We start from the raw sequence: 24,601 nt of genomic DNA, 5'->3' as shown, positions 1-24,601 counted from the left end.
GGATCGTTGATCTTTTCGCAGGGCCAGGCGGCCTCGATATCGCCGCCACGATCATGGACGACGTGGAAAGCGTGGGCGTCGAGTGGGACGAGGCAACCTGCACAACACGCCGGGCTGCCGGTCTGTGGACCACCAAGGTCACGGATGTCGCTGCTCTCGGCCCTTGCGACGACGAAGTCGTTTGCGCCAACGTCCTTACCGGTGGGCCCCCGTGCCAGTCATTCTCGGTCGCCGGCAACCGGGAGGGTCACAAGGCACTGGAGGACGTGAAGCGGCTCGCCGACTGCTTGGTCCTCCCCCACACTCTCCGTTCCTTCGAGAAGGCGTGGAAGGCAGTCAAGCGCGAGACCGACGCCATGTCCGACGACCGCACCGGCTTCGTGCTCCAGCCGCTGCGTTGGATCATGGAGGCCAAGCTCAAGCGCGGGGAGCCCTACGAGGTAGTGGTCCTGGAGCAGGTCCCCACCGTGCTGCCGGTGTGGAACCACTACGCGAAGCTCCTGAGAGGCATCGGCTACGCCGCCGAGGCCCATGTGCTGCACGCGGAGGACTTCGGCGTACCGCAGACGCGACGACGTGCCGTGCTGATCGCCCAGTTGGACAAGGGGAACACGGAGCGGCGCGTCTACTTCCCTGAGCCGACTCATCAGCGGTACCGCAAGGGCGTCGAACGGCTGCGCCCGGTAACGCACGAGGACCCGGCCGCCGACCCCCGGGACGGCGCCCTGTTCACGACGCCGAAGCCCACCAAGCTGCCCTGGGTGTCGGCCGGTGACGCCCTGGCCGCCACGCGCCCCCGCGACTTCGTCCTGGTCTCCAACTACGGCTCCGGAGGCGACCCGAAGAACCGGGGGCGCCGTACCTCCGAGGAGCCGGCCGCGACGATCACCGGCAAGTTCCGCCGCAACCGGCTCTTCGTGCTGAAGGAGAACGAGGCGGGCGAGAAGGAGATGGGCGAGGAGCTGGAGCGGCTCTCACCCCAAGAGGGCGGACTGCTCCAGTCCTTCCCGGCCCGCTATCCGTGGCGGTCCACCGATGTGGCCCAACAGATCGGCAACGCCATCCCGCCACGCCTCTCCCTGCACATCCTGAGCGCCGCGCTGCTGCGCGAGCCGCCGAAGGACGAGTGGTTCACGCAGCTCGCGAAGTGGGCGCCGAAGGACCGGCCCGAAGGACCCTGACACGGGGCCTCCGGGCCGCCCGGTCACTCCGTCTCGTCGCCCTCCTCGGCCTTCTTCCCCCGTACGGGAGCGCCTGCGAAGAGTTCCGCGAAGTGCTCGGCGAGGACGGCGACGGAGGCTTCCGGGGCCCGCTCCTCGTCCGGTCCTTCCGGGAGCGCTCTGCGTGGCACCGCCGGCGCCCACTCGGCGTCCTCGATCCACCGTGCCACCGCCCGGCCGTCCCGTTCGGCGTCCGGGGCGATGACGTCGTACATGAGCGTGGCGGCGGACGCGTTGACCGCCTGCGCCAGTGCGTTGATCTCCCGGCCGGTGCGGACGGTGCCGCTGTCGATCAGCCTCACCAGCGCCTGTGCCGTGGGCCGGTGGTCGATGACGGCGAGCCGCAGGGCCGTGTTGAGCATGTCCTGGTGGGCACAGACGGTGGCGACCGGTCCGTAGTCGGAGCCGTTGCGGAACAGCTCGGCCGCCCACCACAGCCGGGCGAATGCCTGGGTGTACGAGGCGCCGCGAAACCGTGTCGCCGCGGCCTTCGGCACGTCCCGCTCCTTGCGAGGTTCCGTCGTGTGCCGCCACACCACGTAGTCGGGGGCCACCCCCAGCGCCAGGTAGTTCCACAGCCTGCGGTCGGCCGCCTCCCGGCGGGTGAGCCGCAGGGTCGCGTGGAGGCGAGGGGCCAACCACGCGTCGGCGGCGGTCACCTTCTCGTCCCGGAAGGCGTGCATGGCGTCGTCCACCAGGTCGCGGACCGGCTGGAGCGCTCCTCGCGCCTCCTCCCGCGGCAGCGGCTCGGTGACCTTGTTGAGCGCGATGGCGGGAACGTCCTCCTTCCCGGTGAGCAGTCCCTCGGTGATGTAGCGGGCGGCGTTCAGGTCCGCGAGGAGCGCGAGGCGCTCGGGAAGGTGGCTGGGTCTGTCGGTCACGCGTCGGTCCCCCGGTCGAGTCGGTCGAGGCCGCGAATGGTCGCCGTCAGGGCCTTCGGTACGTCCGCCCGGCGTGTCGCGGCGTAGTGGATGCGCGGCTGGAGATCGGTCCATCCGGACGCGCCGGTCCGGCGGCCGTGGACCTCCCGGAGCGCGTCGCCCAGCGGCCGGTCGGGAACGACGTCCGGGAGCATCTCCCGCAGCACCTCGCCCCGCCAGTCCTGCGGGAAGAGCGGGGTGCCGTCGTCCTCGACCTCCAGGTCGCCGATGGCCGTGTGGAACACGGCCGTCCACACGTCCGTGCACATCTGGGCGATCAGGAGGTCGCGGACCAGGCTCTCGACCGCCGTGCCGGTGCCGTCGACCAGTTCCGTGACTCCCTCGAAGTCGGTGTTCACATGGACGGTGGGCACCTCTCCGGAGGTGTCGACGGTCCACGGCACGTCGGCGAAGGGCCTCAGCCACTCGGGGCCCTCACGGAACCCGACCTCGGACACGTCGAGTTCCCTCTCGCGCAGCGGGGCATCGGACTTCATGTCGACGATCCAGTCCTTCGCGGACTCGGCGATCATGCGTCCCCGCACTCCGCCGACGGTCGCGACCACGTGTGCGGTCATCGTCGCACGGTCGAGGTGGTCCGCCCGCCACAGGTCGATGTGGCCGGCCCACTCACGACCGCCCTCGGCGAGCGGCTCCAGGCAGACGGTGGTCCGGGTGTTGGTGGCGCCCTCCGTGACCACGACCGCGACCGACACGTCGGACCAGGGGCCGTCGGGGTCGGTGGCGCGGCCGGGAACGACGACCGCGAGCGACAGCCTGGCCCGCTCCCAGTCGTCCCGTTCGGCCAGGCCCAGGGCCACCACCTGCTCGATGGTGGAGAACGTCTTCGTGTCGAGCGGTTCACGGGCTTCGCCGGGGCCCCGCAGTTCCACGCCCGTGACCCGCAGCGTCACCGTGCCGGGCAGCCGCTGGTACGGATAGCCCCTCATGCCTGGCCCCCCTTGTCGGTTCCGAGTTCCACGACGAGGCCGGTGTACACGGCCTTCACCGGGTGTGTGGCGACATCGGTCGTACCCCTGAACGTCGCCTTGCGGGCTCCCGGCGCGAAGTGCAGGGAGCCGTCCACCACTTCGCAGTTGTGTACGCCCGCGAGCTGCGCCCACTCCAGGACGGGGCGCGGTCCGGAGCGCACGTCGAGTTTCGCCACGGGGGTCGGTCGAGCGCCGTCCCCGCCGGCGGGGATCTTCACCTCCCCGGTGACGCACCACGCGCCGTTCTCGTCGACGAAGGCGTCCAGTTCCTCCAGCGTCGGCAGTGCCGAGGGCCCGGCAGGACGTGGGGCTCGCTTGCTGCCCAAGGTGAGCTTCTTGCGCAGCCGGGTGGAGCCGCCCGCGCGTTTCGCCTTGGGGACGGCGACGAGGTCGCGCACGGCCTTGTTCGTCTCGGTGGTGAGCTTGGCGATCTGGCGGTACGCGGAGGGCGAGTACAGCATGCGCAGCTCCTCCGTCTGCCCCCACTTGTTGTGCTCGGGCGGCTCGGAGGCGCGGAGGAACGCCTCGGCCTCGTCCGCGCCCGGCGCGTCCTCCCCGGCGGCGTGCCCCGTGAGCAGTACGGCGTGGAAGGGGTTGGTGCCGACGGCGAGGTCCCCCACGCGGGCTTCCCGCACGGCCATGCGGTTGCCCCGCATCGTGACCACGTGGTTGTGCTTGCCGACGTCGTCCGCATCGGTGACGAGAACGACGGCCCGGTGCTCGACCTTCTCCTTCCCTCCCCCGAGAGCGGGCACTCCGAGCGTCACCTCGGCCCTGGCCACCTGCCCCGAGGCGGTGAGCCGGTCCACGGTCGTCCCGTCGAAGAAAGCCCGCAGCGCGCGGGTGCGTGCGGGCTGCTCGGTGCCCGGGTCGACCCGCTCCTCCGCGAAGATCTCCGCACCGTTGCGAAGCGTTCTGACCGATGCCTCGAGCAGCGGTCGTCGCGTCTGCCCCGCGGTCATCGCGGCCCAGAAGTTCCGGCCGAGGGCCTGGACGAGACGTTTGTGCATCCGTTGCACGCTGTCGTCGTCCTCGACCCCGTTCCGCTCCGCCTCGGGATCGACGAGGCTGGCCACGTCGTGGGCGCCGACGATCAGGAACGACGTACCCGGCTCGTCGCTCTCCCGCGTGAGGTGGAGGCGCTCGACCCGCTCCTCGTCGGCCCACCACGACCGGGCGACGTCCGTGCTGTCCGCGTCCGGGTCGGGGCGGCCGAACCAGGCCGGTCCGGCCCAGTGGTGGCCGTCGACTTCGCGCCAGGGAAGGTCCAGCCGGCCGATGAGACGCCGCTCCGTGCGTCCCTCGTGGGGCTCGGAGAGGGTGGAGTTGATGAGGACGAGGCCGAGACGGCTCGTCGCCCAGAGCGTCGCCTTGCCGAGGCCGTACGAGCCGCCCGCCCCGCTCCCCGTCTTGTGACTGTCGAGCTGGCGCCGCACCACGGCCGCGAAACGGCCGTTCTCGTAGTCGTCGCCGGTCAGCCCGGAGGCGTTGTAGTCGTCGACGCGCAGGAGCACCAGCCGGTCGCGGTCGTACATGTCGCTCAGACCGGCCGCGATGACCCGGCCGACCTTCTGCTGCTGGGCCGCCGCCGCCTGGTAGTGCGGGAGGAGGTCGTCCCAGCGGATCTCCTCGCGGAATCTGGCCAGGGTCTCGCCCGTCAATTCATGGAGCGTGTAGCGCACTCGGACCGGCTGGTTGCGGTCGAGCCGTTCGTCGAGACTGTTCTGCGTGGCCTCGCGGGCGAGGACCTCGACGTCGGCCTCGAAGGCGAAGGCGGCGGCGTTGCCGAAGTCGCGCCCCCCGTCGGCGTATCCGGGCCGGTGGTACCAGGTGACGGGAAGCCCGGACAGCGTGTCCGCGGTGCGGGTGTAGATCGTGCCGAGGTCGGTGCCGAGGGCCTCGGCGATCTTGGCGATGGTCTCCGTACGCGGTGTCGCCCGGCCGGTGATCCAGGCCGACACCGCGGCTCGCGTCATCCCGATGCGCTCACCGAGGTCGGCCTGGCTCATGCCTGCCTGCTTCAGCTGTCGGGCGAGCCAGGGCCCGAACTCCATGCCGCTGTCCAACGTCACCACTCCTCGGCTGCGCGCGTGACCAGGGGACCACCGTACCCCAAATTTGACACTGCCCGAGGAGTGATAACGGGATTTGACACGCCCCGGAGGTAGCCGGAATGTTCGCTCTTCCCCCTGGACCAATTGCACGGAGACATCCCCAATCGGCCGCCTTCATTCACCTTCGAGCCTATTGTCCGAACAGTCCGAATCAACCTCTCGACGGCCCGCTTCGAGCCTCCGAGAACCGCACCCGGAGCCTCTTGAACAGACCCGTCCGAGCAGCTAAGGTCGGTATCGGAGAGTTCTTACCAGGGCTCGGGAGGCACGCTTTTCCAGGTGCCTTATTTGCCATGCCCGGACGCCACCCACGCGTCTGATCACGGATTTTTCTGCAGGGCGAGAACCCCTTGACCGCATCCACGAAATGCACTTCTCTTCTCTCACCCGCCCATCCGAAACGTCGTACTCACCGGACAAAATTATTCACTTGCTGAATTCGCGTACACACATGCATTCAGCCCTCTGCACGTGCGCCACCGCCATTGCCGATCCCGGCACCGTTCACCCGCGCCATTTCATGAGAGCAGGGGGCCCCAGCCACCCATGAGTTCCAGCGATTTCGACCCGGACGAAGAATTCGGGCTCGTCGACCAGTACGACTCCTTCGAGGACCCGTGGCTGCGGTCGGAGTTCCTCGACGCCATCGGCAGGACCCGTCCCTGCATCGACGCTCTTCGCGCCCGTCGGGACGCCGCCCCGACGGAGGACACCCCCGGCCCGGTACCCTCGCGTCGCCGCAGGCCCGGCAGCCGCCGGGCGGCCCCGACGCGTCCCCGTAACCGGACCGACCTCCGGTACCCGTACGGCGCCGTCTCCCCCGCACCGTCGTGCTCGTCATCGTCATCGGCGGGCTGGACTGAACCCGGCGTCCGGTCGGGCGTCCACACCTATCGTTGAGTACGTCGGCCGGCCGCACCCCCGCTGCGGCCGGCCCCCGCTCCCCCCACGTCCATCCCACTGCCATGAAACGGGAACACCTTGAACCACAGCGACGTGACGGGTACTTCGGGAGCCTCGCCCGTCATTCGGAAGATCCTCGAACAGTCGGCGCGTGTTCTGGAGACGTATCGCGTCGACCCCGGACTGATCCTGGAGCACGCCAACGGCGAGCGCAGGATCACTCAGGGCGGTTATGGCGACCGGCAACTGTTCGAGCTCGTGCAGAACGCGGCGGACGAGATCGCCGCGGAACCGGGCGGCAAGGTGCACGTCGTCCTCACCGGCGCCCACCTCTACTGCGCCAACGAGGGCACAGCGGTCACGCCCGAGGGAGCCGAGACCATCCTCCGCATGAGCGTGTCGAGGAAGCGCGGCGGTCAGATCGGACGCTTCGGCGTCGGTGTGAAGTCGATCCTGGCCGTGACGGACGCACCGCAGTTCTTCAGCGCCTCGGGAGCGTTCGGCTTCGACCGGGCCTGGTCGTACGAGGAGATCCGCAAGGCCCGGGGCGCGGCCGCCGACGAGGACTTCGAGGCGCCCGTCCTGCGGATGGCGCGACCGCTGGACGCCGAGAAGGAACGGCTCGCGGACCCCGTCCTGAACGGCCTGCTCGGCTGGGCCACCACGGTGGTCCGCCTCCCGCTGCTGCCCGGAGCCGCCGATCGCCTCGGCAAGGACATCCACGACACCGGGAACAAGGGACAGGGCGGCCGCGAGTTCCCCGCCGGATTCCAGTTGTTCTCCCACCACGTCGGAACCGTGATCCTGGAGGACACGCGGTCGATGCCGCCGATCCGCCGTGAGATCACCGTCGACCACGACGGCTTCCTGCACACCATTCACGAGGCGCGGACCGGCCGGCCCCGGTCCAGCTCCGCCTGGAAGGTGTTCTCGTACGCCCACCAGCCCTCCCGGACCGCCCGGGCGAGCGCCGGCGAGATGCACGACCGGGGCACCATCGACATCTCCTGGGCCGTCCCCGAGTACACGGGCGACACCGTGCTCAGCACCCCGCGCGGCCGGGGCGAGTTCTGGTCGTTCTTCCCCACCAAGTACCCGATGACACTGCGGGGGGCGCTCAACGGCGCCTGGAAGACGAATGAGGACCGACAGAACCTCCTGGACTCCAGTCCGTTCAACCAGGAGATCATTCAGGTCGCCGCCCGCCTCGTCGTCAAATCCCTGCCGCATCTGGCGCCCGCGCAGGACCCGGCCGCGTACCTCCCGCTGCTCCCCGGCCGTACCAAGGAATCGGAGACCCTGAACTGGGCGGACAAGTACCTGACGGAGCAGATCTGGAAGCTCGCCGCGGAGCATCCGTCCCTCCCCGACCAGGACGGCGTGCTGCGGGTTCCCCGTGACATCCGCGTGCATCCGGCCCCGCACAACAAGATGCCGATCAAGCAGGAATGGCTCCGGATGTGGAGCGCCTGCCCCGGTCGGCCCGCGAACTGGATCCACCCCTCGGTGGAGGCCGCCGAGTTCCGCGCGGGCAAGGTCGGGCACATCCTGGACGAGGCCGGGCTGCGCCGCGCGACCGTGCGCGAGTGGCTGGAGGCGCTGGTGGTCGAGGAGACGGTGGAGGCGTCCGCCGTCGCGATCCGCATCCTGGCCGCCATGGTCCGCGAGGCATCCCCCTTCGCGGCCGAGGCCCGCACGGCGCGCATCGTGCTGACCGAGGAGAGCGGGCTGGTGGCGCCCGTCGTGGGCAAGGTCTTCCGCCGCACGGTGCGGGACGGGTTGCGCGACGGAACGACGTACATCGATCCGAGGCTCTCGGAGGACGAGTCCCTCATCCACGACCTCAACGAGATCGGCATCCGCGAGGCGGACCCCCGGGGCCGCTTCATCGGGGTGCTGGAACAGGGCCTCGACCACTACGGGCCGCAGGACTGGAACCGCTTCTGGGAGCTGTTCCACAGCGCGGGCGGCAGCCGGGTCGGCGGCGAGGTGACGGCCCGGGTGCCCGACCCGTCGGACACCCTGTTCGTGCGGACCGCGGACGGGCGGTTCCACCGGATGCGGGAGTGTCTGCTGCCGGGCCCGGTCGTGCCGGGCGACGGCTCCAGGGACGCGTCGGTCGCCGTGGACCCGTCCTTCCACTCGGACGACCTGCGCGTGCTGCGCGAGTTCGGCATGCGGGACCGCCCCACGCACGGGCACAGGCCGTCCGACGAGTCGTGGTTCGAGGACTACCGGGCCGCGATGTACGACAGCTACTGCAGGACGCTGAGCAGTGACGCCCCACGCCCCCAGCCTTCCCGGATCAAGCTGGAGGGCTCCCCCGTCGGCGGCCCCCTCCACCTGCTGGAACTGCTCTCGGACGAGGGCCGCGCGGCCTTCGTCAAGGCGCTGCCCGACGACAGTGTCATCGACACCTGGACCCTGCGGGTCGGTGTCCAGGCATCGACCCGCAAGGTGATCTACTCGCCACTGCGCTGGATGCTGCACCGATACGGACGTGTGTCCACCTCACAGGGCATCGTGCCGCTCGCGAGCGCCGTCGGCCCCCAACTGCACGCGTACGCGGATGTGCTGCCCGTCGCCGACATCAGCGCGGAGAAGGCCCGCAAGCTGCACCTTCCCGTGGTCGTGGACAAGGTTCCGGCCACCCAGTGGGACCGCCTTCTCGAACAGCTCCTCACCAGCGAGGACGACGCCTTCGTCGGGCGCACCTATGTGCTGCTGACCCGGCTCGGAGTGGAGTTCCCGAACCAGCTCACCCGCTGCCGGGTGGGCGCGGAGTGGGGCACCCGCGAGGACGGCGAGATCGCCGTCGCCGCGACCGAGGCCGAGTACCGCGCGCTGCGTGCCGAACAGATCCCGGCGCTGTTCGCGGGAAGTGCCGAGGACGCCGAACTGCTGGTCGGCACCTGGGGGATGCTGCGGCATGCCGACGTCATCAGCAAGGAGATCCGTCATGTCGCGGTCGGTGAGGCCGTCCTCCTGAAGGACGAGTTCCCGACGCTTCGCCAACGCCTGGGCTCCACCGTGAACAACCAGCTCCTCCTGCGCTGCTCGGAGCTGGAAGAGGTGCTGCGTACGCCCCGCGGGTCCGCCACCACCCCGCTCGACAGCGCGGTGCAGGGCACGACCGTCCTGGTGCCGGACTCCCTGGACCGTCTCGCGACCCTGGTCGCCGTCGACCGCGAACTGCGCTGGGGGCTCAAGGAGTCCGGGTGCCGGGCCGTTCTCGAAGCGCAGGCCCGACAGGAGGCCGACCAGGAGTTGCAGGCGACCCTGCGACGCGTCCGCGAGGCGAGCGGTGTGGACGAGAAGCTGGAGTTGCTGATCGGCGCGACGGCTTTGCGCGCCGGTCTCCCGCCGGGCCTGCTGGAGAGTGAGCCGCCGGAGCCCGGGGGCGATGAGCCGTCCTCGCGCCGCATCGCGCGTCTGGCGTACGACGCGCACGGCGACGGGGTGCTGCAGATGCACGTCAGGGATCTGCAGGCGGCCTACCCGACCCATGCCCCCTCCGGCTTCACCGGGTCGTCCGCGGCCGTGAAGTTCGTCTCGGAGTTCGGTTTCCCCGCCTCCTTCGCCGGTGCGCGCACCCCGTCGTTGCCGCCCCGGATCGAGGTGCCGGGTCCGACGGAGTTCCCGCGTCTGCACGACTACCAGGAGCGGTTGGCGGCGAAGGTGTTCGCCATGCTCGATCGCCTCACCCCGCAGCGCGGGATGCTGTCGCTGCCCACCGGTGCGGGCAAGACGCGGGTCGCGGCGGAGGCCGTGATCCGCTGGGTCAAGCAGATGGGCGAGCTGAGCGGCCCCATCCTGTGGATCGCCCAGACCGAGGAGCTGTGCGAGCAGGCCGTGCAGAGCTGGAGCTTCGTCTGGTCGAAGGTGGGGGCCGAGACCCCGCTCACGATCAGCCGGCTGTGGACGACCAACGAGGCCGGGCCGGTCACGGACCGCCCGCACCTGGTCGTCGCCACCGACGCCAAGCTCCGCAACTGTCTGCACACCGAGACCTACGGCTGGCTGCGCGATGCCGCCCTGGTCATCGTCGACGAGGCGCACGTCGCCATCTCGCCGCAGTACACCGAGATCCTGGCGCACCTGGGGCTGACGGCGCACGAGACGAAGCGCCATCTGCTCGGGCTCACCGCCACCCCGTTCCGCAACACCAACGACGTCGAGACCAAGCGCCTCGTCCAGCGGTTCGGTGCCACCCGGCTCGACGACGGGGTCTTCCCGTCCGGCGACCCGTACGCGGAGCTGCAGGAACTGGGCATGCTGGCGAAGGTCGCGCACCGGGAGCTGCCCGGCGGCACCATCGAGCTGACCCAGGAGGAGAAGACACGCGCCGACCGGATGAGCCTGCTGTCGAAGGCCGCCGAGCAGCGCCTCGCCGACGACCAGGACCGCAACAAGCGCATCCTCGAAGAGATCCGCGCCATGCCGGACGACTGGCCCGTGCTCGTCTTCGCGACGTCCGTCGCGCACGCCAAGGTCCTCGCGGCGAAGCTGAAGGGACTGGGCATCACCGCCGCCTCGGTCGACTCGGCCACCTCCACGGGAGAGCGTCGGAACAGCATCGACGCCTTCCGACGCGGTCGGGTGCGGGTCCTGACGAACTACGGCGTCCTGACCCAGGGCTTCGACGCCCCGGCGACCAGGGCCGTCGTCATCACCCGGCCCACGTACAGTCCGAACGTCTACCAGCAGATGATCGGCCGCGGCCTGCGCGGGCCCCGGAACGGTGGCGAGGAGGAGTGCCTGATCCTCAACGTCCGGGACAACATCACGAACTACGACAAGGCGCTCGCCTTCACCCGGTTCGAGCACCTGTGGAGCGCCAAGTGACCGAGACCTACCTCGACAGCCCTCCCCTCACCCCGGAGCAGCGGGCCGTCGTCGAGCAGCCCTGGGACACCCGGCTCCTGGTGACGGCGGGCGCCGGCTCCGGCAAGACGCACACGCTCGTCCGCCGGCTCGACGCGCTCATGAGCGACGAGGAGGACGCGCTGGAGGCGCGCGAGATCCTGGTGCTCAGCTTCTCCAGGGCCGCCGTGCGGGAGCTGCGGGAACGGATCGCGCTCCACGCCCGCACGGCCCGCCGGGTCCGGGTGCAGACCTTCGACTCCTGGGCGTACGCCGTACTGCGCGCCGAGCAGCCCGACCGGGACTGGGGCGCGCTGCGCTTCGACGAGCAGATCGGTGAGGCCACGGAGGCGATCCTGCGGGGTGCCGTGGAGGAGAGTGAGCAGGGCGCCCCCGCCCATGTCGTGATCGACGAGGTCCAGGACCTGGTCGGTGATCGGCGCGACATGGTGGAGACGCTCCTCGACCGGTTCCAGGACGACTGCGGCTTCACCGCGGTCGGTGACGGGGCGCAGGCGATCTACGGCTTCCAGGTGTCCGACGAGGACGCGCGCGCCGCGGAGACGAACTACTTCTTCGACTGGCTCCGTGCCTCCTACCCGGACGATCTGGTGGAGCTCCACCTGTCCGGCAACTTCCGGGCGCGCACGCCGGAGGCGGGTCTCGCGCTGCCGCTGGGCGGCTCGCTCCAGCGACTGCCGTCCGAGACGTCGGCGGCGGCGGCCGCGGGCGAGGACATCCATCGCGAGCTGACCGACCTCCTGCGCACCTGTCCGTCGTTCGGAGCCGTCGACGACGCCTTCACCATCGGCTCCCTGAGAGATTTCCGGGGAACGTGCGCGATCCTCTGCCGGGACAACCGGCAGGCCCTGGTGCTGTCGGAGACCCTGTTCGCCCGCGGTGTGCGCCACCGGCTCCAGCGGGACCTCCAGGACCGGCCGGTGCCGGCTTGGGTGGCCGCGGTGCTGCGCGGCACGGGTTCCACGACCCTGACGGAGGACCGCTTCCAGGAGCTGCTCCTCTCGGGGCCGCTCGCCCCGGTCGGGGACCGGACGAGGATCTGGCGGTCGCTGCGCGGCGCGGCGGGGGCGCCCAGGGGGCTGCTGGACGTGTCCGCCGTCCGGCGGGCGGTGGCGCAGGGCCGGTTCCCCGACGACCTGGCGGCGGTCGAACCGGCCGATCTCGTGGTGTCGACCGTGCACCGGGCCAAGGGGCTCGAATTCGACCGGGTGATCGTGGTCGAGCCCGCCTCGATGGCCGAGCTGCGCAAGCAGCACACCCACATCGACCCCGCCGCGGAGGCCCGAGCCCTCTATGTCGCGATGACGCGCCCCAGGGACGACCTGTTCCGCCTCGACGCGCCGGAGACCGCCCTGATCCGCAAGGACCGGCGCACCGGCCGGTTGTACCTCGGTGGTTGGAAGTCGTACCAGCGCCACGGCATCTCGGCCGCGGGCCCGGACGTCTCCCGCGAGCACCCGCCGGGCACCGACGGCTTCGAGCACGACGCCGGGGCACTGCAGGAGTACCTGGCCGCGTCCGTCGTCGCCGGGGACGCGCTGGAACTGCGCCTGCAGCACGCGATGCCCCTGGCCTCGGACGAGAGCCCGCCGTACACGGTCTTCCACGGGGACTGTCCGATCGCCGTCGTCTCGGAGCGGTTCCGGCAGGACCTGTACACCTCGCTCAAGATCAACAAGACCTGGGACGTCACCTGGCCCACGTGCATCGAGGGCTTCCGCGTCGACTGTCTGGAGACCGTCGCGGGCAGCACCGCGTCCGGCGCCCGCGCGGGTCTCGGCGAGCACGGGCTGTGGATGGTCCCCCGGCTGTCAGGGCTGGGCCGTCACCGGTGGACCGACGCGCACACACATGAGGAGAACGACCGATGAGCAACGCGTCGAACCCGCACGCCGCGCACTACGCCGTACGGGAGGAACTCGTCGATCAGCTGCGCCGGGACCTCATGGGCCCCGGCGCCCCCGACGAGATCCTGACCCAGGACCCGCCGGTCACGGCGTACCCCGTCGGGGTGCTGTTCCCCCGGCCCGCGAACCGGGAGGCGGAGCAGGCTCGCAGCGACGACGAGGCGGAGACCGAAGGACTGGACGAGGCCCCGCTCCTGCGCGGAAGCCGGGACGTCGAGGAGTCGACCCCGGATCTCGGCACCGCCGGTACGGGGGACCGCCGCCCGTCGTCCATGGGGATCACCTTCGCCGTCGACCCCTCGGTCGCGTCGAGCATCGTCGTGCACACGGAGGCCGCGAGGTACGACCCGGTCGATCCCGAGGGGCGCGCCACCTCCGCCAAGCGGGCGGAGGCCCGCAGCACCTCGGACCAGCGGGAGCACTGGCGTCGGCGGGCCCTGGACCTGGAACCGATGACGATCGACGTCACCGTCCCCGAGCAGCACCGTAAGTCCCTGGGCGAAGGCGCGGGCATCGAGGTCTTCGTACGTCCGCCGGCCGCCGGCACGGTCACGGTCACCGTCACCCTGGTCAACACCGAGACGGTGAGCGAGCGCGAACTCCAGGACGCGCACTGCCTCTACCAGCCCCGTCTCACCGTGACCACGCCGACGGGGGTGCGCGCCTTCGTGGAGCGCCCCGCCGGCCGTCGCGCGAACGACCCCGAGGTGGCGACGAGCCGCCTGCTCCACCGGCACGCGCCCACCTTCGCCATGGGTCACGGCTGCTCGGCGGAGTGGGACTGGACCCCTCCGGCCATCGGCACACCGGACCACGCGCCCGCCGCGATCACGGCCGTACGCACCCAGTTCCTGCCGGCCCACGAAGTCCTGCTGACCGATTCGAACCCGGACATCGACGACTCCGCCCTCACCATGCACGGCCTGGCGACCCGCCCGGAGAACGAGGTCCTGGCCGCGCTGAACAACCTGATGGCCGACTACGCGCAGTGGATCGATCGCACGGAGAAGGAGGCGGAGGGCTTCCGGGACACGCCGTACGAGGCTCCCGCGCGGGAGCGGATCGAGCAGTGCCGCGCGGCCCACGCCCGCATGCGCCGGGGCATTCGGGTGCTCGGCGAGAACCCGGACGCGATGCGGGCCTTCCGGCTCGCCAATCGCGCCATGGCCCACCAGCGCGCCCGGAGCGAGTGGGTGCGGAACGGACGCGAGGGAGCACCCGACGAGACCGTCGGGCGGTGGCGGCCGTTCCAGATCTCCTTCGTGCTGCTCTGCCTGGAAGGCATCGTCGACCCGAACCACGAGGACCGGGCGGTGGCGGACCTGCTCTGGTTCCCCACCGGTGGTGGCAAGACCGAGGCGTACCTCGGCCTCATCGCGTTCACCACGTTCCTGCGCCGCCTGCGGCTGAAGGAGCGGGGCGCCGGCGTCACCGTACTCATGCGCTACACCCTGCGGCTGCTGACCCTCCAGCAGTTCGAGCGTGCCGCGGCCCTGATCTGCGCCATGGAACGTCTCCGGCTCGACAGCGAGGAGGCGCTCGGCACGGAGCCGATCTCGATCGGCATGTGGGTCGGCCAGTCCGCCACCCCCAACCGACTCGCGGACGCGGAGAAGAGCCTGGTCGAGCTGCGCAAGGAGAAGGACCTCCAGGAACGCAACCCCGTACAGCTGCACGCCTGTCCCTGGTGCGGCACCCGTCTGGACGCCTATCAGTACGAGGTCGACGAGGACGCCAAGCGGATGCACGTCCGCTGCCCCGACGACTGGTGCGACTTCCGCGACGGCCTGCCGGTCCATCTCGTCGACGAGGCCGTCTACGACGCCCGGCCCACCCTGGTGATCGCCACCGTCGACAAGTTCGCGGCGATGCCGTGGCGGGTGCAGACCGCGGCCCTCTTCAACCGGGACCGCGCGGACGGCACCCCGCCCCCGGAACTGATCGTCCAGGACGAGTTGCACCTCATCTCGGGCCCGCTCGGCACGCTCACCGGCCTGTACGAGACCGCGGTGGACCTGCTGGCCGACAGCCCGAAGGTCATCGCGTCGACGGCCACGATCCGTCGTGCCTCGGACCAGGGGAGGATGCTCTTCGACCGCAAGGTGGCGCAGTTCCCCCCGGCCGGGATCGATGCCCGCGACTCCTGGTTCGCGGTGGAGACCCCGAGGGAACGCAAGGCGAGCAGGCTGTACGTGGGGCTCCTCACCCCGAGCACCAGCCAGTCGACCCTTCTCGTCCGCACCTACGCGAACCTGCTGCACCGGGCCGCGCTCGCCGATGCCGACGACGGGGTGCGCGACGCGTACTGGACGCTCGTCGGCTACTTCAACAGCCTCCGACTGCTGGCCGCGGCCGAACTCCAGGTCCACGACGACGTCGACGCGCACCTCGGATACCTGGCGTCGCGCGGGGACCTCCCCAGGCGCAAGGTGCTGGAGCAGACCGAGTTGACGAGCCGGGCCAACTCCAGCGACATCCCGAAGCGGCTCAAGCAGTTGGAGCGGCGCCTGCCCCATCCGGACACCGTGGACGTCCTGCTGGCGACGAACATGATCTCGGTCGGGGTCGACGTGGACCGGCTCGGGCTGATGGCGGTGATGGGCCAGCCGCAGACCACCGCCGAGTACATCCAGGCGACCAGCCGCGTCGGGCGTCGCCATCCGGGTCTCGTCGCCGTGATGCTGAACTCCGCCCGGTCCCGCGACCGTTCCCACTACGAGAGCTTCCAGCACTTCCACTCCGCGCTGTACCGGGAGGTCGAGTCGACCAGCGTCACGCCCTTCTCGTCCCGCGCCCGCGACCGGGGGCTGCACGCGGTGGTCGTCGCCCTGGCGCGCATCCTCATCCCGGCGGCGGCACCGAACGACGGAGCCGGACGCATCGACGAGTTCCGTACGGAACTGGAGGAGGTCGTGCGCACGGCGCTCCTCGCGCGCGTGCAGTCGGTCGCTCCGGACGAGTACCGGGCGACGGCAGACGCCTTCGACGAGTTCGTGGAAGAGTGGGAGGACAGGGCCTTGGCGAACGGCGGCCTTCTCTACGAACCCAAACGCGGCAACCGCGCACCGTCCCTGTTGCGCGCGTTCGACAGCGAGGACGAGGACGCGTGGCCCACCCTGTGGAGCCTGCGTGACGTCGACGCCGAATCCGCCCTGTTCATGGAGGCATCCCGATGACCCCGCCCCCCGCCCGCCGCCGCCGGGCCGGCGCGCCCGAGCGCAGCTACCCGCGACGTGGCTCGGTGCGACGTGCCCAGATGATCACCACCTACGGGGTGGGTTCGATGATCGCGGTCGACAACGAGTCGTTCATGGTGAGCGGCATCGACTCGTGGAACATGACCGACGCGCCGACCGTCCACGAACACCGGCTCGCCCGTGTCCTCGGCGTGAAGTTCTTCCGTCTCCCGCCGGCGTCCGACGACACCAGCAAGGACGGAGTCCACGTCCGCCGTTTCCCCCTGTGGCACTCGTGCCCCGGCTGCAATGCCCTCCAGCACGTCAGGCAGTTCAACTCCCCGCCGGGAAAGAACGAATGCGGGGACTGCCACGAGGAACTGGTGCCCTCACGCTTCGTCATGGCCTGCCCCAAGGGACACATCGAGGACTTCCCGTACTGGAAGTGGGCGCACCGCAACAATCGTCAGGACGGCGACGCCGGACTGTGCGGCGGTGAGCTGCGGCTGCGCACCAGTGGCAAGACCGCGTCGCTCAGGTCGATCCTCATCTCCTGCACCTGCGGAATTCCGGAGGTGTCCATGGAGGGCGCGTTCCGCCGCACGGCGCTGTCGGACCTGAAGGTCTACTGCAACGGTCGCCGCCCCTGGCTGGGGAACGCGCCCGCCGAGCACTGCGGGGAGAAGCCGCGCACGCTCCAGCGCGGTTCGTCCGTCGCCTGGCAGCCCATCGTGCGGACGGCCCTGTCCATCCCCCCGTGGAGCGACGGACACGCCGCCCGCCTGGGGGCGTACTGGGACGACCTCCGCACGATGAAGGACAACCCCAGCGAGATGGTTGGGTTTCTGAAGGCCCTAACGCTCCAGGAGGACTACGAGTTCTCTCTGGACAAGGTCATGGCCCTTCTGGAGGCGGAGAACCACGAGGACGACCCGCAGGAGGAGGACAAGGGCGTCGACAGCGCGTACGTCGCTCTGCGCAAGCAGGAGTACGAGCGGCTGGTCGCGGGCCGGCCGGAGAGCGAGACGGACCACGAGGACCAGTTCGTCTGCGAGCCGCCCCGCTCCTCCGAAGCGATCCTGACCCCCTACGGGGTGACGGGGCCGATGCTGGTCAAGCGTCTGCGGGAGGTGCGTGCCCTGAAGGCGTTCTCCCGCGTCGACACACCGGAGACGCACACCGACGTCCATGAGGCGGCACTGTCGCTCGCCCCGATGGACTGGCTGCCGGCCATGGAGGTCCAGGGCGAGGGCGTCTTCCTGCGTCTGGACGAACAGCGCCTCGACGACTGGGCGCGCAGTGCCGCCGTGGCCGCCCGTGCCGACCGCATCCGCGCCAACCATGTCCGGATGCTGCGCGAGCGCGCCCAGGACCCCGCGAACGTGCCCGACTCCCCGGCGGACGCCCGCATGGTGCTCCTGCACACGCTGGCCCACGCCCTGATCAACGAGTGGAGCCTGGACGGCGGTTACCCGGCAGCCTCCCTCCGAGAGCGGTTGTACGCGGACGAGTCGATGGCCGGACTCCTCATCTGCACGGCCACCAGCGACTCGGCCGGAAGCCTCGGCGGCCTGGTCGCGCAGGGGGAGCCCGACCGGCTGGAACCCGCCCTGCACTCGGCTCTGCGTCGCGCCCAATGGTGCTCGGCCGATCCACTGTGCGTGGAGTCCACCGGCAGCGGTGTGGGCGGCATCAATCTGGCCGCCTGCCACGCCTGCGTGCTCCTGCCGGAGACCAGTTGCGAGCACAACAACGGCCTGTTGGACCGCGCCCTGCTGATCGGCACGCCGGAGGACCCGTCCATAGGGTTCTTCCACGAGGCACTGCGCTGAGCCCACCGGGGCCGCCCCTGCGGGCGGGGCGGCCCCGGTCCGCCGCCCCCTACCCCCCGTCCCCCACCCGCAGCCGGCACTCCCCCGTCTCGCAGTCGCGGCGGAGGCGGCCGCGGGAGAGGGTCTGGGCGAGGCCGATGGTCCAGCACAGGGGGCAGCCGCGCAGGGCGAGCAGCCCCGCCGGCAGGAGCAGCAGGTTGAGCGGGCCGGTGAGCGGGAGCAGCGCGAACGCGCCGACCAGGCCGCCGAACCCTGCCGCGCCACGGGCCAGATGACGGGGCAGGGTCGCGCTCGCGAAGTCAGGGGCGCCGGCCCCGGTCCGCGTCGTCATGGGCACCTCCAGGTGTGGGTTCGGGTTCGGATACGGGCCGGAGGGATCGCTGGACCGCGGCACGGGCGCGGTGCAGGCGCGACTTCATGGCGGCCGTGCTGAGGCCCAGCGCCTCGGCGGCCATGCGCCCGCTGTAGCCCTGGACGTCCCGCATGATCAGGACCCGGCGCTGATCGGCGGGCAGCGCCGCGATGGCCGCCGCCACCTCGGCGGCCTCCATCCGCCGCAGCACCTCGTCCTCGGCGGAGGCGGAGGTGGACGCGGACGCGGACGCGGCCCCGAAGGCGGGCGCGTAGGAGGAGGAAGCGGAGCCCCGCGCATCCTCCGGCAGCGCCACCGGCGCCCGCATCGCCCGTGCCCGCCGCAGGCACTCGTTGCGGACGATCCGGAACATCCACGAGGCCGGCGCCCCCGACGCCCGGAGCATCCCGATCTTGCGGTAGAGGATGATCAGCGCCTCCTGCGCCGCGTCCTCGGCGTCCTCCGGCGAGGCGCAGAGGGAGCGCGCGAAGCGCCGTACGTTCGGATGCGCCCCCGACACCAGCGCGGTCAGCGCGTCGACGTCCCCGTCCCGCGCCGCGACCACCAGCTGCTCACCGGGCCAGGACGAGTCAGCCACGGCCCTGCCTCCTCCTGCGTACGACGAAGTAGCCGCACGTACACAGCAGTACGGCCCCGGCGACGACGGCGATTCCCACGATCACGAGTCCTCCTCCACTCACGCCGACGCCCGTCGGCACACCTATAGGAGACGCGCGCCCCGAAAAGGATTCGCCGCCACAAGAACGCCCCGCGAGCCTGCCCGCCCGCGCCCCGGCGGAACGGCCCCCTTCCTGCCGCCCACGTCCTGGCGAGCACGCGTGTCCCACGCTGCTCGGCCGGCCTTGATCAGTGGCTGATGTCGGCGATCGTTCCGATAATCGCCACGGCCATGGGCAGAGGTCTGCCCGGCCAAGGACTTGATCGATGGGGTGGACGCGCTGCTGGCCGCGTACGACGAGCGGGTACGGGGACATGACCCGGAACGGGCACCGATGGGGTCGGTGGTCGAGCGGGACGGGCCGGCAGTCCGGATCCACTACGGCACGCACGGCACCGTTCGGCACGCTCCCCTGGGCAAGGAGACCGACCGGACGGAAATCACCAGGCTGATCCGCCGACAGCAAGAGGCCTTCGCCGCCCGGTGCGAACCGGCCGAGTGGCGGTCCTACGGCCACGACCCGATCCCCATGAAGGAGCCACTGCGCGCCGCCGGCTTCACGGCCGTCGGGCCGCCCCGGACGCTCCTCATCGCCGAGCTGGGCGATCTGACGGGCACGGCGCCAGCACGGGGCCTGCGCGTGCGCCGACTGGGCCACGGCTACCGCCGGATGCGGGAGCTCGACCGGCTCGTCGCGGCCTGCGAGCCGCACCCGCGCGGCCTGGCGGACATCCGCGAGGACCACGGAAGCCTGCTGAACCGGGCGTTGAACGTCCAGCTGCTGGAAGCGGAGACCCGACTCGCCGGTGCAGGCTGGGCGGAGGCCGTGGGGGCGACGGAGTTCGTCGCAGTCCGGGGCATGACCGGCCCGCACACAGAATTCCTCCCCCACTGGGTCCGCTGGGCCCGCAACAACCACGCTCTCCACCTGGGCGCCGGCAAGGCGCCGGAGCGCCTCTACCTCACTGCCGAGGCGCCGGAGGGACCGATCCTGGACGCCCTCCTCACGGCCGGCTTCCGCGCCCTGTCGAGCGTGCGCGACTACCTCTGGCCCCCGGCCGGCCCACCGCCCGCCGCACAGCGCCCCGATTCCATGCTGCTCGACGACCCGGATCACCACGCGCTGCGCAAAGCCTTCGAGGCCGACTTCTCCTTCAAGCCCAGCCACACCTACTACCCGGCCATCGAAGAGCCGCCCGACTCAGTCACCTGGCATGTCGGGGACGTCACTGATACGCGCCACCCGTACGGCCTGATGCGAGACCTCCCCTCGACCACCGGGTGGCGCGCCTCCAGGACATCGTCGAACGCGGACTACGCGCCTGCGCCCGGCCCGGCAAGCAGCTCTACTCGGTCAGCTGGTGGCATCAGGGCTACCGATTCGACCCGGCCCGCTCCGGGCAGCCGGCCTGGCCCGGCGCGGCGTGCTGGGAAGGCGAGTACTACAAGCTGCTCACGCGTGACCTGCGCATGGGCACGTTCTGGCATCCCTGGGAGGAGTCCCTGTGCGTCTTCGGCACCGAGCTCCTCGCCGAGGTCGAGGACGAGCTCACGGCCACCCTCGGTATGGTGATGCGCCGCGGCGGCCGCAATGTCGGCAACGTCTGGACGTACGAATCGCAGAGCGACCCGCATGTGAGAGCCGCATGCAGCACTTCCAGAGCCCCGTCCGCCCCGTCGGGAGACGGTGTGCCCATTTCCGGCTGAGGCCTCCCGCGACATTCCCGGCACCCGATGAGAGACGGCTCATGCCTGCGGGGGCTCGACGGGCTACGGCTGGAGTCCGCTTCCGGCACTCTGCGCGTGCAGCTCAGAGCGGACGAGTTCGAGGAGGCGACCGTTCCAGTTGCGGCCGCGGCCGGCGTTGTCGCCCCAGAAGTCGGAGTCGACGTCATCGTAGACGAGGGTGGCGTCGCCCGTTTCCAGCAGGATTTCGGCCAAGTCGGGGTGCTGCACGTACTTGGCGCGCAGGAGTGTGGTCATGACGGCCGTACGAGCATGCTCCCAGCCCTCGCGACGAGTGGCGGCTGCGGCCAGCTTGCGGGCGCTGTACGAGGTATCCGCTGCGGCGACGGCGGCTTGCACAGTGGAGTCGGCGACTGACAAAGACCAATAGGCGTGGGAGACCGACGAGTAAACGATACCGTCGATATCGATGGACGCAGGGTAGTCGTTGCGCAGGGCTACCGTGCCCGGGTCGTCGACCTGCTGCTGCGGGTGCGAGTGGTACAGCTGGATCGCCGGTGCGTAAGGCGTCGCCGGTCCATCCGCAGGGACCCACGAAGGCCGTTCGGAGGTCAGTCGGCCTCGCTCCTCGAAGTAGGCGACAGCGTCAGCGTAGGCCTTCTCGGACACAGGCTTGCCGGACCGCCGCCCCTCCGGCACGACACCCGGCCCGGCAACCAGCACTCTGAGCGGCCCGTCCTTGCGGTCCATGTCGCGCAGCGCATAGCGGCGCTGGGTCTTCGGGATGGCGAGATAGGCGGCGTGTGCGGCAGCGCGGTTCTCCTCGGTCCGGTCGGCGAGAAAGACATCGACTGCGGCCAAGCACCGCGCGGTCGAATCAGGGCGATCGTTCAGTTGGTCGATGGTGTCCCGCACCTCGGCGAGCAGCAACTTGGGAGTGAGCCATGCACGTGGCTCACTGAACTTCCACACGGCCAGGTCGTGAGCCGATACCTCAGCACCTTCCGGCAGGTCGGTGGCCACCCAGCCGGAGCACAGCTTCTGTTCGAACTCGTCGATGGTGACCAGGCCCCAGCAGTCGATGAGCCCGTCGGCGTAGATGACAAGGTCCGTGAGAAAGTACTTCCCACCGTTGCAGATGAAGGCGTGACGCCAAGTCCCGGGTATGCGGACGCCGTCCGCCTTGCGGTATGTGATCCGGTTGCCGATCATCCTGTCATTGTGCCGGGCTCCACCTCCCATCCCCACTGTCTTTTCGGCAGAGAGAATCCCGTCGCGAGGCGCAAGGCCGTTCCCCCCGGCGTCCGCAGGAATCCGCCGGACATTCTCATGTCCGCATAAGACCGCCCCTTCGCCTGGGTGGACGATGAGCAGGGCGACGCCGACGAGACCTGCGTACGTGTCCGGCACGCGGCCCCCGCGCGCCTCCATCACGTCAATCCGCGCATCGGGCTGCGCGACGACGACTTCGCGGCGCTCGCCTCGTTCGCCGCGTCCCTCAGCGCGCCCGACCACGGGTTCTGAGGGCAGCGGCGGCGTGATCGGGCCGGAATCGCCCTTCCGTTCGGGTCGCTGAGGAGCGACGATGGGAGGAACCAGCGGGGGCCGGGACGCGGTCGCTCCTGTGGAACGGGGAACATCATGGTCGTAGCCGTAACCGTCGTGGCAGTTGTCGCCGTGGTTCTCGTCGCGTGTCTGCTCGTGCTGCGCCGACGAGGCGGCTCCGGCGAGCAGGGCGCCGCACGTCGCGGGGCGGCACAGCAGGGGTACGCCCAGGGCCTCGCGCACAGCCACGCGCAGAGCCAGGGGATGGGACCGTACGGGGGCTGAGCGCGCCGCGATCCGTTACGGGTTTGAGGGCCGGCGGGCGTCGTGGCTTGAGGCCCGCTCGGGTGCGTGAGCTTGAGGGCCCCCGGCCGGGCCGCTCGTCGGGGGCGCCGAGCGGTGGGGCCGGTACGGCTCGCCCGCTGTGACGGCGCCGACCCGAGCAGACGGGCTCCGGGGAGGGCCCGCCGCCCCGCCCAATGCCCCTCCCCCGGTCCTCCTTGGCCGTACGCCCTACCCTCGCGCCTCGATGTACGCGTAGGCGGCCAGGACGACGATCACCGCCACCGCGCCGATGGCCGCGAGGAGGGCGCAGCCGAGTGTGCCCACCGTGGCCCCGATCGTCAGCCAGCCGAACCGCGTTGTGCGTTCGGCACGTTGGACGGCGTCCTTGTACGCGCTGTCGTCGTCCCAGTCGCCTTCGGCCATGGCCGCCCCCGCCCCTCCCCGTACCGCCGAACCGGCAACCGGCCCTGCGGTGGCACACGTCCATCCGCCCCTGCCGGTCGGCGGGTTGGTGGCTCAGGGGGAACGCTACTCGGGCCGGTTCCCCGTGCTCACGGCGCATCCGGCGATACGGGAACGGCCACACCACCCGCTACGGCCTTACCGCCCCGCAGTCGCCACCAGCCGCTCCAGCGCGACCCGCGCCGGCGGGCCCCAGGTCGGCTTCCCGTTGGACAGGCCGCGATCGCCGTCGTCCCCGATCAGCAGCCCGGACATCCCGCGCATGACCGCCCATCCTCGGGCGCGGCGCAGAGTTGCCACGTCGGGGGTCGGTTCGTAGGCTGCGTGGAAGCGGTCGGCGACCCCCTCCGGGAGCAGGTTCCACACGGCAGCGAGGTCGCAGGCCGGGTCGCCGGCGAAGAGGTCGCCGAAGTCGATGACGCCGCAGAACGTGCCGTCTGCCGTCAACACGTTGGCGGAATGCAGGTCCCCGTGCACCCACATCGCCGGTCCCGTCCAGTCGGGGGCCGCGGCCGCGTCCTCCCAGACCGCGCGGATACCGTCCGGGTCGGGGACGAGACCCCGCTCGGTGACGGAGGCGAGCATCTGCTCGAAGTACTTCCCGTACGGGGCCAGCGGCCCGCCCCGCCCCCGGCCCTCGGGCGCCCCGGCGGGAGCCGGCCGGTGCAGCGCCGTGAGGAACCCGGCCAGCGCGTCGGCCGCCTCCTCGCCCCGCGTCACCGGAACCCGGTCACCGGGTTCGCCCGGCACCCAGGTGGTGACCAGCCAGCTCCGCGGAAACCGCTCGGACGGCACGCCCAGGCGCTGCGGCACGGGAACCGGCAGCGGAAGGTCCGGGGCGAGACGGGGCACCCACGCATGCTCCTTGAGCAGCAACTCATCCGCCCCCGCCGTCGCCCACGGCAACCGCACGGCCAGCTCGTCCCCCAACCGCCACAACTGGTTGTCCCACCCCCGCGCACCGAGGCTCAGCGGAAGCCCGGCGAGATCGGGATGCTGGTCACGGAGAAGATCGCGAATCAGGTCGGCGGTGATGTCGACGGGTGCATGCGTGTGCGTATCGCTCATACGGCACCACGGTAGCGGGGCGGTACGACGGACGGCGGCCAACGGGAGTTGGGGCGGGGTGGACGGGCCTGTTACCGGGGGCTGGAAGCGCGGGGAGCGGCTTGCTGGGTAGCCCTGTTGGGGCGCTGGGACCGTCCCCGCGAGCGTACGGGGAGCAGCGAGCGGGCTTGCGGGCGCCGCGCCGGCAGCGGGGAGCAGCCGAGCATCGTCCAGCGGTAGCCGTCGGTGGAGGGACCATCCCCGCGTGCGCGGGGAGCAGCAGCTCTTCCCCGAGCTGTACCTCCCGAACTCGGGACCATCCCCGCGGGCGCGGGGAGCAGTTGAGCTCGGCAAGCTCGCGGGCGGCCTCGGCGGGACCATCCCCGCGGGCGCGGGGAGCAGGATGCGCTCTTCGACGGCGAGGACGCTGCCGAGGGACCATCCCCGCGGGCGCGGGGAGCAGTGGGCTGAGCGGGTCTGATCCGTTACAGTGGCGAAACCATCCCCGCGGGCGCGGGGAGCAGTCCATGAAGATGGGCCCGGCCGGGGCCACGTCGGGACCATCCCCGCGGGCGCGGGGAGCAGAGTGCGTGACCT

At 70.9% G+C, this 24,601-nt stretch carries 17 protein-coding genes, 2 pseudogenes and 1 CRISPR repeat array; of the genes and pseudogenes, 10 read left to right on the top strand and 9 right to left on the bottom strand.

Annotated elements, in window-relative coordinates:
- Positions 1-53 precede the first annotated feature (53 nt).
- Positions 54-1,181 carry a DNA cytosine methyltransferase gene (locus tag DNK56_RS06300; protein ID WP_241989778.1) on the top strand — a complete coding sequence of 376 codons (1,128 nt, stop codon included), beginning with the start codon at positions 54-56 and terminating at the stop codon, positions 1,179-1,181.
- Between the two features lie 23 nt (positions 1,182-1,204).
- Here the strand turns inward: DNK56_RS06300 and DNK56_RS06295 are convergent, their stop codons facing one another.
- Genes DNK56_RS06295 through DNK56_RS06285 form a run of 3 tightly spaced genes read right to left on the bottom strand, consistent with a single transcriptional unit; the run spans position 1,205 to position 5,186 of the window.
- Complete coding sequence (locus tag DNK56_RS06295; protein ID WP_111331226.1) at positions 1,205-2,101, bottom strand: DUF6339 family protein; 897 nt, start codon at positions 2,099-2,101, stop codon at positions 1,205-1,207.
- A complete protein-coding gene (locus tag DNK56_RS06290) occupies positions 2,098-3,090 on the bottom strand; it encodes a hypothetical protein (protein ID WP_199563865.1) in 993 nt (330 codons plus the stop codon). Before DNK56_RS06290 ends, DNK56_RS06295 begins: the two co-directional genes overlap by 4 nt.
- A complete protein-coding gene (locus tag DNK56_RS06285) occupies positions 3,087-5,186 on the bottom strand; it encodes a helix-turn-helix domain-containing protein (protein WP_111331224.1) in 2,100 nt (699 codons plus the stop codon). The genes DNK56_RS06290 and DNK56_RS06285 overlap by 4 nt, the downstream gene beginning before the upstream one ends.
- A gap of 606 nt (positions 5,187-5,792) precedes the next feature.
- Between DNK56_RS06285 and DNK56_RS06280 the strand changes: the two genes are divergently transcribed.
- The 5 genes from DNK56_RS06280 (at position 5,793) to drmB (ending at position 17,948) form a co-directional block, all read left to right on the top strand.
- Positions 5,793-6,146 carry a hypothetical protein gene (locus DNK56_RS06280; protein ID WP_241989777.1) on the top strand — a complete coding sequence of 118 codons (354 nt, stop codon included), beginning with the start codon at positions 5,793-5,795 and terminating at the stop codon, positions 6,144-6,146.
- Between the two features lie 81 nt (positions 6,147-6,227).
- On the top strand, positions 6,228-10,994 hold the full coding sequence (locus tag DNK56_RS06275; RefSeq protein WP_111331222.1) for a DEAD/DEAH box helicase: 4,767 nt from the start codon (positions 6,228-6,230) through the stop codon (positions 10,992-10,994).
- Positions 10,991-12,904 carry a UvrD-helicase domain-containing protein gene (locus DNK56_RS06270; RefSeq protein WP_111331220.1) on the top strand — a complete coding sequence of 638 codons (1,914 nt, stop codon included), beginning with the start codon at positions 10,991-10,993 and terminating at the stop codon, positions 12,902-12,904. Before DNK56_RS06275 ends, DNK56_RS06270 begins: the two co-directional genes overlap by 4 nt.
- Positions 12,901-16,116 (top strand): helicase-related protein, encoded by a 3,216-nt coding sequence (locus tag DNK56_RS06265; protein WP_111331218.1) that lies wholly within the window; start codon positions 12,901-12,903, stop codon positions 16,114-16,116. Before DNK56_RS06270 ends, DNK56_RS06265 begins: the two co-directional genes overlap by 4 nt.
- A complete protein-coding gene (drmB, locus tag DNK56_RS06260) occupies positions 16,113-17,948 on the top strand; it encodes a DUF1998 domain-containing protein (RefSeq protein ID WP_111331216.1) in 1,836 nt (611 codons plus the stop codon). Before DNK56_RS06265 ends, drmB begins: the two co-directional genes overlap by 4 nt.
- Before the next feature lie 49 nt (positions 17,949-17,997).
- Here the strand turns inward: drmB and DNK56_RS06255 are convergent, their stop codons facing one another.
- Genes DNK56_RS06255 through DNK56_RS34625 form a run of 3 tightly spaced genes read right to left on the bottom strand, consistent with a single transcriptional unit; the run spans position 17,998 to position 18,983 of the window.
- A complete protein-coding gene (locus tag DNK56_RS06255; RefSeq protein WP_111331214.1) occupies positions 17,998-18,279 on the bottom strand; it encodes a hypothetical protein in 282 nt (93 codons plus the stop codon).
- Positions 18,248-18,898: an RNA polymerase sigma factor gene (locus DNK56_RS06250; RefSeq protein WP_111331212.1), complete on the bottom strand. Its 651-nt coding sequence runs from the start codon at positions 18,896-18,898 to the stop codon at positions 18,248-18,250. Before DNK56_RS06250 ends, DNK56_RS06255 begins: the two co-directional genes overlap by 32 nt.
- Positions 18,891-18,983, bottom strand: coding sequence for an LPXTG cell wall anchor domain-containing protein (locus tag DNK56_RS34625; RefSeq protein ID WP_146610520.1), 93 nt, complete (start codon positions 18,981-18,983; stop codon positions 18,891-18,893). Before DNK56_RS34625 ends, DNK56_RS06250 begins: the two co-directional genes overlap by 8 nt.
- A 330-nt stretch (positions 18,984-19,313) precedes the next feature.
- Between DNK56_RS34625 and DNK56_RS06245 the strand changes: the two are divergent.
- Positions 19,314-20,231, top strand: a pseudogene (locus DNK56_RS06245) (DUF2716 domain-containing protein); the annotation flags it as partial.
- 29 nt (positions 20,232-20,260) lie between these two features.
- Positions 20,261-20,686 (top strand): DUF2716 domain-containing protein, encoded by a 426-nt coding sequence (locus tag DNK56_RS36655; RefSeq protein WP_111331208.1) that lies wholly within the window; start codon positions 20,261-20,263, stop codon positions 20,684-20,686.
- Between the two features lie 63 nt (positions 20,687-20,749).
- Here the strand turns inward: DNK56_RS36655 and DNK56_RS06235 are convergent, their stop codons facing one another.
- Entirely contained in the window at positions 20,750-21,877 is a 1,128-nt protein-coding gene (locus DNK56_RS06235) for an NADAR family protein (RefSeq protein WP_111331206.1), read from the bottom strand.
- A gap of 132 nt (positions 21,878-22,009) precedes the next feature.
- On the opposite strand from DNK56_RS06235, the pseudogene DNK56_RS06230 reads away from it, so the two are divergent.
- Both DNK56_RS06230 and DNK56_RS06225 read left to right on the top strand, forming a co-directional pair.
- Positions 22,010-22,189, top strand: a pseudogene (locus DNK56_RS06230) (hypothetical protein); the annotation flags it as partial.
- A gap of 117 nt (positions 22,190-22,306) precedes the next feature.
- Positions 22,307-22,495, top strand: coding sequence for a hypothetical protein (locus tag DNK56_RS06225; RefSeq protein ID WP_111331204.1), 189 nt, complete (start codon positions 22,307-22,309; stop codon positions 22,493-22,495).
- A gap of 228 nt (positions 22,496-22,723) precedes the next feature.
- On the opposite strand, the gene DNK56_RS06220 is transcribed toward DNK56_RS06225, so the two are convergent.
- Both DNK56_RS06220 and DNK56_RS06215 read right to left on the bottom strand, forming a co-directional pair.
- A complete protein-coding gene (locus DNK56_RS06220) occupies positions 22,724-22,918 on the bottom strand; it encodes a hypothetical protein (RefSeq protein ID WP_111331202.1) in 195 nt (64 codons plus the stop codon).
- Positions 22,919-23,095: 177 nt separating this feature from the next.
- Complete coding sequence (locus DNK56_RS06215) at positions 23,096-24,025, bottom strand: aminoglycoside phosphotransferase family protein (protein WP_111331200.1); 930 nt, start codon at positions 24,023-24,025, stop codon at positions 23,096-23,098.
- A gap of 233 nt (positions 24,026-24,258) precedes the next feature.
- Positions 24,259-24,589: a CRISPR direct-repeat array (repeat unit 26 nt; unit sequence ACCATCCCCGCGGGCGCGGGGAGCAG).
- Positions 24,590-24,601 lie beyond the last annotated feature (12 nt).

This window comes from Streptomyces sp. AC1-42W, from assembly GCF_003248355.1.
GTDB lineage: Bacteria > Actinomycetota > Actinomycetes > Streptomycetales > Streptomycetaceae > Streptomyces.
Note: the sequence above shows the minus strand (reverse complement) of the source record. Positions and strands in the feature narration are given on the sequence as shown.